The following is a 13827-nucleotide window of genomic DNA, read 5'->3' as shown; positions in this document are numbered from 1 at the left end:
ACGCGATCCCCCTTCGCGGCGGCCTCCCCATTACGGCTGATCCGGCTGCCGGCACCTCCACCGCAGCGGCACCTCGGGCCGGTGCGTAAGCCGCTGCACGATCGTCGGCAACAGGTAGTGCGTCGCCTCCGCGGCGAGATGCTCCCGAAGCCAGCCGCCCGGGAGCCGCTGGCTGAGGCCGAGAGTTCAGCTGGGCCGGGCTGCAATCTGGCAACGGGCAAGGCCCCACACTGCCTCGAACTCCTCAGAGGAGAGTGGCTCGGGCTCATGGCCTTCCCATTCCGAGACGGGCACCCGCCGCCCACGAGTGGCTTCCCGTGTAGACCCTGCGTCGGCCTCGGTCAGGTCTGGGCCATGTCCACGAAGCGGGAGTAGTGGCCCTGGAAGGCCACGGTGATGGTGGCCGTGGGGCCGTTTCGGTGCTTGCCCACGATGATGTCAGCCTCGCCCGCGCGCGGTGACTCCTTCTCGTAGGCGTCCTCACGGTGCAGCAGGATGACCATGTCCGCGTCCTGCTCGATCGAGCCGGACTCACGGAGGTCGGAGACCATCGGCTTCTTGTCGGTGCGCTGCTCGGGGCCACGGTTCAGCTGCGAGAGCGCGATCACGGGCAGCTCCAGCTCCTTGGCGAGGAGCTTGAGGTTTCGCGACATGTCGGAGACCTCTTGCTGCCGGCTCTCCTGCCGCTTGGAGCCACCCGACTGCATGAGCTGCAGATAGTCGATGATGACGAGCTTGAGGCCGTTGCGCTGCTTGAGCCGGCGGCACTTCGCCCGGATCTCCATCATCGACAGGTTCGGGGAGTCGTCGATGTACAGCGGGGCCTGCGAGACGTCCGGCATCCGGCGGGCGAGGCGGGTCCAGTCCTCGTCGGTCATCGTGCCGGAGCGCATGTGGTGGAGCGCGACCCGGGCCTCCGCCGACAGCAGACGCATCGCGATCTCGTTGCGGCCCATTTCGAGGGAGAAGATGACGCTGGGCAGGTTGTGCTTGATGGACGCCGCCCGGGCGAAGTCCAGGGCGAGCGTCGACTTACCCATGGCGGGACGGGCCGCGATGATGATCATCTGGCCGGGGTGCAGACCGTTGGTCAGCGAGTCGAGGTCGGTGAAGCCGGTGGGGACACCGGTCATCTCGCCGCTGCGGGAGCCGATCGCCTCGATCTCGTCGAGGGCGCCCTCCATGATGTCGCCGAGCGGCAGGTAGTCCTCGGTGGTGCGCTGCTCGGTGACCGCGTAGATCTCGGCCTGGGCCGAGTTCACGATCTCGTCGACGTCGCCGTCGGCCGCGTACCCCATCTGCGTGATCTTGGTGCCGGCTTCGACGAGGCGGCGCAGTACGGCCCGCTCGTGCACGATCTCCGCGTAGTACGAGGCGTTCGCGGCGGTCGGTACCGACTGGACCAGGGTGTGGAGATAGGAGGCTCCGCCGACGCGGGTGATCTCCCCGCGCTTGGTGAGTTCGGCGCCCACCGTGATCGGGTCGGCTGGCTCGCCCTTGGCGTAGAGGTCGAGGATCGCGGCGTAGACGGTCTCGTGGGCGGGCTTGTAGAAGTCGTGGCCCTTGATGATCTCCACGACGTCGGCGATGGCGTCTTTGGAGAGCAGCATGCCGCCGAGGACGGACTGCTCGGCGTCGAGGTCCTGCGGGGGGACGCGCTCGAAGCCGGAGAGTCCGCCGTCCCACGGTCCGCCCTCGCCGCCCCGCTCGTGCTGGTCGTCCCGGCCACGGCCGCGGCCGCGTCCCTCACCCCGGGTGCGGGTGGGCAGTCGGTCGCTCGGTCCGCCGTCGGCCCAGGGGTCGTCCATGGGCTCGGGAACGCTCACCAAGCACCTCCTCCGTCCGCTCCGCGGACCTCGCCATGCCACTCTTTCTTACGCCACGGGCTTGATCAACGAGTGGCTTTGCGACCGCTTCTGGCGCGTCGGGCGCCGGACCACGGTAGGCCCGCGAGGGGCGTCAGCCAATCTGGTTATCCACAGGCCCTGTGGGTGAAGGGCCAGATGCTGTGGAGAACTCGCCGGAACCTGTGCACGGAGCGGGGGACAGCCATGTGGACAAACTCATAGGGCCCTCTGAACCACCTGCCTGACCTGGGGTTTTTCCATCCACGGGCTGTGGGGGAGAAAAACTTTTCCCCCTGGACCAAGATCAGAACAAACGACCCACACCCGAAGCGCCTTGCCCTCGCCAAGTAAGGATCACCCAAGCATTGCATCTCTTACCTGTGGAAGATTAGATTGACCCCATGACCCAGGCTCCCGCGACGTCCAGGGACGTCCGTCGACAGCACGACCGCGAGATCGTCGCCCTCGCCCTGCCGGCCTTCGGCGCCCTTGTCGCCGAGCCGCTCTTCCTGATGGTCGACAGCGCCATCGTCGGGCACCTCGGCACCCCTCAGCTCGCGGGTCTCGCGATCGCCGCGGCCCTGTTGTCCACCGCCGTCAGCGTCTTCGTCTTCCTGGCGTACGCCACCACGGCCGCCGTCGCCCGCCGTGTGGGCTCCGGAGACCTCCAGGCCGCCATCCGGCAGGGCATGGACGGCATCTGGCTCGCTCTCCTCCTCGGCGCCGCCGTCGTCGCGCTGACGCTGCCCACGGCGCCCTGGCTGGTCGACGTCTTCGGCGCCTCCGACACGGCAGCCCCCTACGCCATCACCTATCTCCGCATATCCAGCCTCGGCATCCCCGCGATGCTGGTGGTCCTGGCCGCCACCGGCGTCCTGCGGGGCCTCCAGGACACCCGCACGCCGCTCTACGTGGCCATCGGCGGCTTCGCGGCCAACGGCGCCCTCAACGTGGGCCTGGTCTACGGGGCGGGCCTCGGGATCGCCGGCTCCGCCTGGGGCACGGTCATCGCCCAGTGCGGCATGGCCGCCGCCTATCTCGTCGTGGTCGTACGGGGTGCCCGGCGTCACGGCGCCTCCCTCCGCCCCGACGTGGCCGGCATACGCGCCTCCGCCCAGGCCGGCGTCCCCCTGCTCGTCCGTACGCTCTCGCTCCGCGCGGTTCTGATGATCGCCACGGCCGTCGCCGCACGGCTGGGTGACGCCGAGGTCGCCGCCCATCAGATCATCCTGTCCCTGTGGAGCCTGATGGCCTTCGCCCTCGACGCCATCGCCATCGCGGGCCAGGCCATCATCGGCCGCTATCTCGGAGCGGACGACGCCGAGGGCGCCCGCCAGGTCTGCCGGCGGATGGTCCAGTGGGGCGTGGTCTCCGGTGTGGTCCTCGGCGCCCTGCTCGTGGTCGCCCGTCCCCTGTTCATCCCGCTCTTCACCGGCGACCCCACCGTCCAGGACACCCTGCTGCCCGCCCTGCTCGTGGTCGCGGTCTCACAGCCGATCGCCGGTGTCGTCTTCGTCCTCGACGGCGTCCTCATGGGCGCCGGGGACGGCCCCTACCTGGCCTGGGCCATGTTGCTGACCCTCGCCGTCTTCGCCCCGGTCGCCCTTCTGATCCCGACACTCGGAGGCGGGCTGACGGCGATCTGGTGGGCGATGACGCTGATGATGTCGGTCCGGATGGCGACTCTGTGGCTGCGCTCCCGGTCCGGGCGCTGGATCGTCACCGGCGCCACCCGCTGAATGTTTCACGTGAAACAGCGGAAGGGCCGCACCCCGAGGGGTGCGGCCCTTCCTCACTGCTGAGCGCAGACTGCCGAGGCAGCGTTACGCGGCGACGATCTCGACGCCGAGCTTCGCGGCAACGTCGGCGTGCAGACGCACGGACACCTGGTGCGAGCCCAGGGTCTTGATCGGCGAACCGAGCTCGACGCGACGCTTGTCGACGTCGGGGCCACCCGCGGACTTGATCGCCGAGGCGATGTCGGCCGGGGTCACGGAGCCGAAGAGACGGCCGGCGTCGCCGGAGCGAACGGCCAGGCGCACCTTCGTGCCCTCGAGCTGGGCCTTGATCTCGTTGGCCTGCTCGATGGTCGCGATCTCGTGGATCTTGCGGGCGCGGCGGATCTGCGCCACGTCCTGCTCGCCACCCTTGGTCCAGCGGATCGCGAAACCACGCGGGACCAGGTAGTTGCGGGCGTAACCGTCCTTGACGTCGACGACATCGCCGGCGGCACCGAGGCCAGAGACCTCGTGGGTCAGGATGATCTTCATTAGTCGGTCACCCTTTCCTTATCGCGCGGTGGACGTGTAGGGCAGCAGCGCCATCTCACGGCTGTTCTTGACGGCCGTGGCGACGTCACGCTGGTGCTGCGTGCAGTTGCCGGTCACGCGGCGGGCACGGATCTTGCCGCGGTCGGAAATGAACTTCCGCAGCATGTTCGTGTCCTTGTAGTCCACGTACGCGGTCTTGTCCTTGCAGAACGCGCAGACCTTCTTCTTAGGCTTGCGCACAGGCGGCTTCGCCATGGTGTTTCTCCTGTGTGATCAAGAATGGGGGTACGAGCTGCTTCGCGGGCGTGCCCTAGAAGGGGGGCTCGTCCGAGTAGCCGCCGCCGGAGTTTCCACCCCAGCCGCCTCCGCCGCCCTGCTGCTGGCCGCCGCCGGAGGAGGAAGGACCGCCGGTCGCCCACGGGTCGTCGGCGGGAGCACCGCCACCACCCTGCTGGCCACCGCCGGAGTTCCCACCCCAGCTGCCACCGCCGCCGGACTGCTGACCGCCGCCGCCGTAACCGCCCTGGCCGCCTCGACCGGTGGTCTTGGTGACCTTGGCCGTGGCGTTCTTGAGGCTGGGGCCGACTTCCTCGACGTCCAGCTCGTAGACCGTGCGCTTGACGCCCTCACGGTCCTCGTAGGACCGCTGCTTCAGCCGGCCCTGCACGACGACGCGCATGCCTCGCTGAAGCGACTCGGCGACGTTCTCCGCCGCCTGGCGCCAGACCGAGCAGGTGAGGAACAGGCTCTCGCCGTCCTTCCACTCATTGGTCTGACGGTCGAAGGTGCGGGGGGTGGACGCGATACGGAACTTCGCGACCGCCGCACCGGACGGGGTGAAGCGCAGCTCGGGGTCGTCGACAAGATTGCCGACGACCGTGATGACGGTCTCGCCTGCCATGGGGGTACCTCTCGGCGGGATTGCTTCTGGCTGCTTTGTTGCTACTCGGACCCGATGACCTCTGAGCTAGGAGCTCAGTGGGTCTCGGGACGGAGGACCTTGGTCCGGAGGACCGACTCGTTCAGGTTGAGCTGTCGGTCGAGCTCCTTGACGACCGCAGGCTCGGCCTGCAGGTCGATGACCGAGTAGATGCCCTCGGGCTTCTTCTTGATCTCGTAGGCGAGACGACGACGGCCCCAGGTGTCGACCTTCTCGACCTTTCCGTTGCCCTCACGGACGACGGAAAGGAAGTTCTCGATCAGCGGGGAGACAGCGCGCTCCTCGAGATCGGGGTCGAGGATGACCATCACCTCGTAGTGACGCATGTGGAACCCACCTCCTTTGGACTCAGCGGCCACGGTCGTTCCGTGGCAGGAGGGTCGTGATGCGTAGACAACGGTATCCGCCACCACTGACAGCACCCCTCGGAACGGGGGACGCCGCCGGGATCCAGGACGGACCAGGGCAGACACCGGTGCAGACCGTACAGAGTACCCGCTCACCGCCCTCCGGTTGAAATTCACTGGTGAGGGGACGCAATCTGTACACAACGGATGTCGGCGGCGCTACGATGCGCCGCCTTCCGGCAGCTACGCCAGGAGGTGCCCCATGGCACAGGCAATGCGACCCGACCCCGGCCACTCCCTCTTCGCCACCGACGGCAAACCGCACCCGATCCAGGACACCCTGGTCGGAGTGACGCTGGTGCTCGGCGTCCTCGCCTTCGTCACCGCGCAGTTCCACAACCTGCACCTGCTGAGCTCCTGGTCCGGCCTGATCGGCATCCTGACCGGCGCCTACGGACAGTTCATCTCCGTGACGACCCGCGAGCGCTTCCTGCTGATCCTCGGACTCGGCGCCTCGGCGTTCGGCTTCTACCTCGGCATGGCGCACGGCGGGCTCTTCGGCGGCGTCATCAGCTGAGCCCAGGGGCACGTCAGGACGCACACACCCATTCGGGGCGCCCCTCGGTCACAGTAGGCTTCGGCGCGAGAGCCGGAGCCCCTGAACCGATGGGGACACACCTGCCGAGGAGCGCCCCGCATGAGCCTGACCCTGAGGACCATCAGCCGTGAGCAGCATCTGGCGTACATCCAGAGCCAGCCCGCCGCGAGCCACTGCCAGGTCCCCGCGTGGGCTGATGTGAAGACCGAGTGGCGCTCGGAGAACCTCGGCTGGTTCGACAAGGGCGGCGAGCTCGTCGGCGTCGGCCTGGTGCTCTACCGCCAGCTTCCGAAGATCAAGCGCTACCTGGCCTATCTTCCCGAGGGCCCGGTCATCAACTGGCACGCGCCCAATCTCGACGACTGGCTGACGCCGATGCTGGCGCACCTCAAGCAGCAGGGCGCCTTCTCGGTGAAGATGGGCCCGCCGGTCGTCATCCGGCGCTGGGACTCGGCCGCCATCAAGGCCGGCATCCAGGACCCGGACGTCAAGCGCCTCAAGGACGTCGAGGCCACCCACATCGAGCCGCGCGCCTTCGAAGTCGCGGACCGGCTGCGGAAGATGGGCTGGCAGCAGGCCGAGGACGGCGGCGCCGGCTTCGGTGACGTGCAGCCCCGCTACGTCTTCCAGGTGCCCCTCGCGAACCGCTCGCTCGACGACGTCCTCAAGGGCTTCAACCAGCTGTGGCGCCGCAACATCAAGAAGGCCGAGAAGGCCGGTGTCGAGGTCGTCCAGGGCGGCTACGAGGACCTGGCCGAGTGGCAGCGGCTGTACGAGATCACGGCCGTCCGCGACCACTTCCGGCCCCGCCCGCTCTCGTACTTCCAGCGCATGTGGACCGTCCTCAACAGCGAGGACCCCAACCGCATGCGCCTGTACTTCGCGCGCCACAACGGCGTGAACCTCTCCGCGGCGACGATGCTCGTCGTCGGCGGACACGTCTGGTACTCCTACGGAGCCTCCGACAACATCGGCCGTGAGGTCCGGCCCTCGAACGCGATGCAGTGGCGGATGCTGCGCGACGCGTACGCGATGGGCGCGACCGTCTACGACCTGCGGGGCATCTCGGACTCGCTCGACGAGACCGACCACCTCTTCGGGCTCATCCAGTTCAAGGTGGGCACGGGCGGCGAGGCCGTCGAGTACGTCGGCGAGTGGGACTTCCCGCTGAACAAGCTGCTGCACAAGGCCCTGGACATCTACATGTCGCGCCGCTGAGCCCTGTCGTGTCGCTGACGTTTCCGTAATCTCGTACATACCTTTGATACACCGCTGCCATCAGAAAGGTTCCGGGCCGGCCATGGCGCTCTCCCTCTACGTCGACACCGCTCGCTGGCGCGCGCACCAGAAGACCGTCATCGACCAGTTCCCCGGCGTGATCCCGGTCTGCAAGGGCAACGGCTACGGCTTCGGCCACGAGCGCCTCGCGGACGAGGCGGCGCGGTTCGGTGCCGACATGCTGGCCGTGGGCACCACGTACGAGGCCGCGAAGATCAAGGACTGGTTCAGCGGCGACCTGCTGGTCCTCACCCCGTTCCGCCGGGGTGAGGAACCGGTTCCGCTGCCCGACCGGGTCATCCGCTCCGTGTCGTCCGTGGACGGCGTCCACGCCCTCGTGGGCGCCCGGGTCGTCATCGAGTGCATGAGCTCGATGAAGCGGCACGGCGTCCGCGAGGAGGAGCTCCCGCAGCTCCACTCGGCCATCGAGGACGTCCGCCTCGAAGGCTTCGCGCTGCACCTGCCCCTGGACCGCCCGGACGGCACGGACGCCGTCGAGGAGGTCATCGGCTGGATGGACCGGCTGCGGGCCGCCCGGCTGCCGCTGCACACCATGTTCGTCAGCCACCTGCGGGCGGAGGAGCAGGCCAGGCTCCAGCAGCAGTTCCCGCAGACCCGCTTCCGCGCCCGGATCGGCACCCGGCTGTGGCTGGGCGACCACGAGGCCACGGAGTACCGGGGTGCGGTCCTCGACGTGACCCGGGTCGCCAAGGGCGACCGCTTCGGCTACCGCCAGCAGAAGGCCGCTTCGGACGGCTGGCTGGTCGTCGTCGCCGGCGGTACCTCGCACGGCGTCGGCCTGGAGGCTCCCAAGGCGATGCACGGCGTCATGCCGCGTGCCAAGGGCGTCGCGCGGGCCGGTCTCGCCACCGTCAACCGCAACCTCTCGCCGTTCGTGTGGGCCGGCAAGCAGCGCTGGTTCGCCGAGCCGCCGCATATGCAGGTGTCGATCCTGTTCGTGCCGTCCGACGCGCAGGAGCCCCGGGTCGGCGACGAACTGGTGGCCCATCTGCGGCACACGACGACGCAGTTCGACCGGCTCGTGGAGCGCTGAGCCGGCCGGATCCGCTCACCCCCGGGAGGCCTGGCCCCCGGGGGTTCCCCATTCCACCCGGAGACCGTCCTCAAGGGCCGCGGCCGCGTGCCGGGCCGGGTGCGCGGCCCTGCCCGCGACGACGCGGTCCTCGGCGCCGTCCAGGACGCCCCCGGAGGGGTCGTCCCCGCCGTCCTGCCGGACCGGGTCCTTCTCGGGCGTCAGGATGTCCCGTACGACCATCGCGCACAGGTACAGGGTGCCGAGCAGGTGCAGGACGATCGCGAACTGGTAGCCGTCGACCGGCAGGCCCTGCTTGCTGTTGCCGCTGGTCGTGAACGCCAGGTACATCCAGACACCGGTGAAGTACGCCACCTCGCAGGCCTGCCAGATCAGGAAGTCGCGCCAGCGCGGCCGGGCGAGCACCGCCAGCGGGACCAGCCACAGCACGTATTGCGGCGAGTAGACCTTGTTGGTCAGCACGAAGGCGGCGACGACCAGGAAGGCCAGCTGGACGAAGCGGGGCCTGCGGGGCGCCGTGAACGCCAGGTAGGCGAGGCCGGCGACGGCCGCCAGCATGAGCAGCAGCGCGTACAGGTTGGCCCGGCCCGGCGGGATCGCGTCCCCGGTGCGCTGGCTGACCAGCAGCCAGACGGAACCGAAGTCGACGTTCCGGTCCCGGCTGAAGAGGAAGAACTGCTTCCAGCCCTCGGGGGCCAGCAGCATCACGGGCAGGTTCACCACCAGCCACGCCCCGGCCGCGCCCAGCACCGCGGTCCCGTACTCCCGCCACTTCCCGGCCCGCCAGCAGAGCATCAGCAGCGGGCAGAGGAGCAGTATCGGGTAGAACTTGGCGGCCGTGGCCAGGCCGAGCAGGATGCCGAAGGCCAGCGGCCGGCTCCGCGCCCACATCAGGACCGCCGCGGCGGTCAGCGCGACGGCCAGCAGGTCCCAGTTGATCGTGGCGGTGAGCGCCACCGAGGGCGCCAGGGCGACGAGCAGCCCGTCCCAGGGGCGCAGCCGGTGCGTGCGGGTCACACAGACCGCGAGGACGGCCGCGCAGACCATCAGCATCCCGGCGTTGGCCAGCCAGTACGACTGCTCGCGCTGCATCGTGTCGCCGCCGCCCGGCGTCAGCCAGGACGCGACCTCCATGAAGAGGCCCGTCAGGACCGGGTACTCCAGGAACGGTATGTCGCCGCCCAGCCGGTCGAAGTAGGGCACCAGGCCCTCGGCGAAGCCCCGCCCCGAGAACAGGTGCGGGATGTCGGAGTAGCAGGCGTGGGTGTACTGGGAGGTCGTGCCCCGGAACCAGGCCCAGTTGTAGCAGGGCAGCTTCTGCACCATGCCGAGGGCGAACATGCCGATGGCCACGAGGGCGATCACCCGCACCGGCGTCATCTGCCCGGTGCCGGTCGCGGCCCGGCGGCCGTAGGGGCCGCCGATCAGTTCGCTGCCCGCGGCGGCCACCTTGTCCCGGTGGGTGGGGATGACCGTCTGCGGGCGGCCCTGCGGCCGGTCCTGCGGCGCACTCGTCTTCTGGAGGCTCGGCATGGGGGACATCCTGCCGTACGCGCCGGTGAAAACGGCGAGGGCCGCCGCGCCCGGCCCGTACGCGAGGTACGGAGCGGAGCGCGGCGGCCCTCGAGGACGCCCGACGGAGGATCAGGGGATCCAGGTCCCGTCGTTCGGTTTGCCGTGGCCGTTGGTCTCCGTGTCGGTCGGCGTCGGCGTATCGGTCGGGGTCGCCGTGTCGGTCGGCTTGCCAGTGTTGCCGCCGGGGTCGCCCGGCTCCCCGGTGTGGTTGCAGTCCCAGTCCCAGACGCTGCAGGTCGTCTTGCCCGGCTTGGGCGTCTTGGTCGCCGGGGGAGTCGTGGTCGGCGTCGTCGGGGGAGTCGTGGTCGGCGTCGCCGTCGTCTCGGTGGGCGTCGGGGTGGCCGTCGGCGTCGGCGTCGGGCTGGTGGCGCCGCCACCGAAGACCGGCTTGGCGCCGTCCAGCTTCTCCGGCTCCGGGAAGCTCACGACCGGCATGCCCTCCACGGCATCGGTCATGTAGTCCTTCCAGATCCGCGAGGGGAACGAAGAACCGTGGATCTTCGGCTGGTCACCCGTGCCGAACATCTCCTGGAACTCGCGGTTCTTCTTGGTCTCGTCGTCGTCGAACCGGTACATGTCGATGGCCGTGGCCAGCTGCGCGGTGTAGCCCACGAACCAGGCCGACTTGTTGCCGTCGGTCGTACCGGTCTTGCCGGCCACGTCACGGCCCTCGATGGCGGCCTTGCGGCCGGTGCCCTTGGGGTTCTCCACGACGTCCCGTAGGACGTCGGTGACGTTGCTGGCGATCGCCGAGGAGAAGGCCTCCTTGGTGGCCGACTTGTGCTCGTAGATCGTCTTGCCGCCCTTGGACACCTTGGTCACCGAGAACGGGTCGTTCTGCTCGCCGTTGTTGGCGAAGGTCGCGTAGGCGCCCGCCATCCGGATCGCGCTCGGGCTGGAGATACCGAGGGAGAACGAGGGCACCTCGCCCTGGACGAGCGACTCCTTGCGCAGGCCGGCCGCGATGGCGGTCTCACGGACCTTGTCGATGCCGACGTCCATGCCGAGCTGCACGTACGGCGAGTTCGCCGAGCGGATCATCGCCTCGCGGAGGGACATGTTGCCGTAGCTCGCGCCGTCGTCATTGGTCTGGAGCCACTCCTTGCCCTTCTCGTCGTGCCAGATCTCGCCGTTGTACTTGCGGACCTTCAGCTCGTCCTTGCCGGAGTAGCGGCTCTTGTCCGGGTCGACGATGGTCCGGCTGCTGGCGTCCTGCACCGGCCCCAGGTCCTTGTCGCGGATGCCGTACTGCATCGCGGCGGCCAGCACGAAGGGCTTGAAGGTCGAGCCGACCTGGGCACCGGTCGGGTCGGCGTTGTTCGTGAAGTGCTTGGTGGCGTCGACACCGCCGTAGATCGCGACGATCGCACCGGTCTTCGTGTCCACGGAGGCGCCACCGAACTGCACGTTGGTGTCGGTGTCCGGCCGCTTCTTCGGGTCGATGTACTCGTCGAGGATCTTCTTGACCGACTGCTCCATCGAGGCCACCTTCTTCTTGTCGAAGGTGGTGTGGATCTCGTAGCCGCCGCGCTCCAGCTCCTTGGCGCCGATCCCCTCGGTGTTGCTGTTGATGAAGTTCGCCTTGGCCGTGCTGACCAGGTAGCCGATCTGGCCGGTCAGCTGGGCGTCCTGCTTGCGCTTCTGCACCTTCGGGAAGGTCGTGTACTTGGCGCGCTCCGCGGCGGTGATCTTGTTGTCGTTGACCATCTCGTCGAGGATCCACTTCCACCGCTTGGTGGCGCGGTCGGTGTTCTTCTCGGGAGTGGCCTCGGGGTCGATCTCCGGGTAGCCGCCCGGGTCGTAGTACGTCGCGCCCTTCAGCACCGCGGCGAGCAGTGCCGACTCGCTGGCGTTGAGCTGCTTGGCGTCCTTGTCGAAGTACGCGCGCGACGCGGCCTGGATGCCGTAGGCACCGCGGCCGTAGTACGCGGTGTTCAGATAGCCGGCCATGATGTCGGACTTCTCGAGCTCGTTGCCGACCTTCATGGAGATGAAGAGTTCCTTCACCTTCCGGGTCACCGTCTGCGACTGGTCGTTCAGACGGTTGTTCTTCACGTACTGCTGGGTGATCGTCGAGCCACCCTGGGTCTCGCCGCCCTTGGCCATGTTCCACACGGCGCGGCCGATGCCCATCGGGTCGATGCCCGAGTCGTCCCAGAAGGTCTTGTTCTCGGCCGAGACCACGGCCTCCTGCATCACCTTCGGGATCTGCTCGATCCCGATGATCTGCCGGTTGGTGCCGCTGCCGGTCGCGGCCATGCGCGAGCCGTCGGCCCAGTAGTAGATGTTGTTCTGCGACGTCGCGGTGTCGTCCTCCTTCGGGATCACCACGTTGGAGTACGCGAAGACCGCGCCGCCCATCAGTATCCCGACGCAGACCAGGAACGTGCCCGTCACGAGCTTCCACGACGGCATCCAGCGACGCCAGCCGTACTTCCCGTACCTCGGGTAGTCGATCAGCCGCTTCTTGCCCGGCGGGCGGCCTCCTGAGCCGCGCCCCGGGCCACTGCCACGGCCGCCACCGCCGCCGCCACCACGCCGTCCGCCACCGGAACCACCAGGGCCCCCGGGGCCGGCGTCGGCCCCCCTCCGGCGGCTGCCGCGCTGGGCGGCACGGCGGGCCTCGGCCCGGCCCCCGTAGGGACGCTGCTCCTCGCCGGCGGAGGAGGCAGGCCCGTACGAGGCCGAAGGGGCCCCCGTACCGACGTCTTGGACCGGGGCCGACCTGCGGCCCACCGGCTGCTGGGCGGCGCGCCGTGCCGCCGCGCGACCACCCGTCGGCGGCTGCTGCGGCGGCATTTTGCGACGATGCTCGCTCATCGAACGACTACTCCTCGGGCAGGCGCATACGCCTGGAAGCGGCAGTTGAGTTCCGGTCCCCCCGAAATGCGCACGGCCGGAACCTCATCGGAAGTCCCTCCGTGTCGCAGCCGGTCACCCGGAGCACTGACGCCCCTGGGCATCGCTCGGTTCCCGGTGATCTGCATGGCGCACAGCCTACGCACGGCCAAAACCCACCTAGGGCCGGAGTTCACCCCAAATCAGGCAAGTCGATCGCTGTGAATTGACGATGTGACGCCGGTCACGGCGGTCCCACTTGTCGAGACACAGGGGCCGTTCTATCGTGCTGATGTATCGAGTCGATACATCAGCACGGCATAAGGACCCCCGAAGCGGAGGAGGAGGCGACGACATGAGCAGACGCTCCGGCATCCTCGAGTTCGCCGTCCTCGGCCTGCTGCGCGAGGCCCCGATGCACGGGTACGAGCTGCGGAAGCGCCTCAACACCTCGCTGGGCGTCTTCCGGGCCTTCAGCTACGGAACGCTGTATCCCTGCCTCAAGACGCTGGTCGCCAACGGCTGGTTGATCGAGGAACCGGGCAGCGCTCCCGAGGAGGCCCTCGCCGCTTCACTCGCAGGACGCCGAGCCAAGATCGTCTACCGGTTGACGTCCGCGGGGAAGGACCACTTCGAGGAACTCCTCTCGCACACCGGCCCGGACGCCTGGGAGGACGAGCACTTCGCCGCACGGTTCGCCTTCTTCGGGCAGACCGAGCGCGAGGTGCGGATGCGCGTCCTCGAAGGGCGCCGCAGCCGGCTGGAGGAGCGCCTGGAGAAGATGCGCGCCTCCTTGGCCCGGACACGCGAGCGCCTCGACGACTACACGCTTGAGCTGCAGCGCCACGGTATGGAGTCCGTGGAGCGCGAAGTGCGCTGGCTGAACGAGCTCATCGAGAGCGAGCGGGCAGGGCGGGATCAGCGATCCGGCTCCGACGCCCCCGCTCTGCACGACAACGATTCTGGAGAAACGGGCGGCCTGCCCCGGCACGGGGGCAGTACCCGGCCGGATCCGTCCGACGACACCGCCAAGTGAAACCCTGCGCACAGCAGGGCTTCCACGATCACACAGGGAGCAAC

General features: G+C 68.8%; 12 protein-coding genes. 5 read left to right on the top strand and 7 right to left on the bottom strand.

Annotated elements, in window-relative coordinates; all coding sequences use genetic code 11:
• Positions 1-341: 341 nt before the first annotated feature.
• Positions 342-1826, bottom strand: a complete 1485-nt coding sequence (dnaB, locus tag DEJ43_RS18360; protein ID WP_015034887.1) for a replicative DNA helicase — start codon at positions 1824-1826, stop codon at positions 342-344.
• A gap of 422 nt (positions 1827-2248) precedes the next feature.
• Here dnaB and DEJ43_RS18350 point away from each other — a divergent pair, with 422 nt between their 5' ends.
• Positions 2249-3586, top strand: a complete 1338-nt coding sequence (locus DEJ43_RS18350) for an MATE family efflux transporter (RefSeq protein ID WP_015034886.1) — start codon at positions 2249-2251, stop codon at positions 3584-3586.
• Between the two features lie 84 nt (positions 3587-3670).
• Here DEJ43_RS18350 and rplI read toward each other — a convergent pair whose 3' ends face one another.
• From rplI to rpsF, 4 genes are all read right to left on the bottom strand, one after another.
• Positions 3671-4117 carry a 50S ribosomal protein L9 gene (rplI, locus tag DEJ43_RS18345; protein ID WP_015034884.1) on the bottom strand — a complete coding sequence of 149 codons (447 nt, stop codon included), beginning with the start codon at positions 4115-4117 and terminating at the stop codon, positions 3671-3673.
• 18 nt (positions 4118-4135) lie between these two features.
• Positions 4136-4372, bottom strand: coding sequence for a 30S ribosomal protein S18 (gene rpsR, locus DEJ43_RS18340; protein ID WP_005315025.1), 237 nt, complete (start codon positions 4370-4372; stop codon positions 4136-4138).
• A 55-nt stretch (positions 4373-4427) separates the two neighbouring features.
• The gene (locus tag DEJ43_RS18335; RefSeq protein ID WP_015034883.1) at positions 4428-5018 is read right to left on the bottom strand and encodes a single-stranded DNA-binding protein; all 591 of its coding nucleotides are present in this window, start codon (positions 5016-5018) and stop codon (positions 4428-4430) included.
• Positions 5019-5092: 74 nt separating this feature from the next.
• On the bottom strand, positions 5093-5383 hold the full coding sequence (gene rpsF, locus DEJ43_RS18330) for a 30S ribosomal protein S6 (protein WP_015034882.1): 291 nt from the start codon (positions 5381-5383) through the stop codon (positions 5093-5095).
• Between the two features lie 283 nt (positions 5384-5666).
• Here rpsF and DEJ43_RS18325 point away from each other — a divergent pair, with 283 nt between their 5' ends.
• The 3 genes from DEJ43_RS18325 to DEJ43_RS18315 all read left to right on the top strand — a co-directional run bounded on the left by DEJ43_RS18325 (position 5667) and on the right by DEJ43_RS18315 (position 8334).
• Positions 5667-5981 carry a hypothetical protein gene (locus tag DEJ43_RS18325; protein ID WP_015034881.1) on the top strand — a complete coding sequence of 105 codons (315 nt, stop codon included), beginning with the start codon at positions 5667-5669 and terminating at the stop codon, positions 5979-5981.
• Positions 5982-6101: 120 nt separating this feature from the next.
• Positions 6102-7220, top strand: coding sequence for a lipid II:glycine glycyltransferase FemX (locus DEJ43_RS18320; RefSeq protein ID WP_015034880.1), 1119 nt, complete (start codon positions 6102-6104; stop codon positions 7218-7220).
• A gap of 82 nt (positions 7221-7302) precedes the next feature.
• A complete protein-coding gene (locus tag DEJ43_RS18315) occupies positions 7303-8334 on the top strand; it encodes an alanine racemase (protein ID WP_015034879.1) in 1032 nt (343 codons plus the stop codon).
• A gap of 15 nt (positions 8335-8349) precedes the next feature.
• On the opposite strand, the gene DEJ43_RS18310 is transcribed toward DEJ43_RS18315, so the two are convergent.
• Positions 8350-9867 carry a glycosyltransferase family 87 protein gene (locus DEJ43_RS18310; RefSeq protein ID WP_041662654.1) on the bottom strand — a complete coding sequence of 506 codons (1518 nt, stop codon included), beginning with the start codon at positions 9865-9867 and terminating at the stop codon, positions 8350-8352.
• A 111-nt stretch (positions 9868-9978) separates the two neighbouring features.
• Positions 9979-12729: a transglycosylase domain-containing protein gene (locus DEJ43_RS18305; protein ID WP_078508688.1), complete on the bottom strand. Its 2751-nt coding sequence runs from the start codon at positions 12727-12729 to the stop codon at positions 9979-9981.
• A 373-nt stretch (positions 12730-13102) separates the two neighbouring features.
• Between DEJ43_RS18305 and DEJ43_RS18300 the strand changes: the two genes are divergently transcribed.
• Positions 13103-13783: a PadR family transcriptional regulator gene (locus tag DEJ43_RS18300; RefSeq protein WP_015034876.1), complete on the top strand. Its 681-nt coding sequence runs from the start codon at positions 13103-13105 to the stop codon at positions 13781-13783.
• The last annotated feature ends 44 nt before the right edge of the window (positions 13784-13827 follow it).

Source organism: Streptomyces venezuelae ATCC 10712 (assembly GCF_008639165.1).
GTDB lineage: Bacteria > Actinomycetota > Actinomycetes > Streptomycetales > Streptomycetaceae > Streptomyces > Streptomyces venezuelae.
Note: the sequence above shows the minus strand (reverse complement) of the source record. Positions and strands in the feature narration are given on the sequence as shown.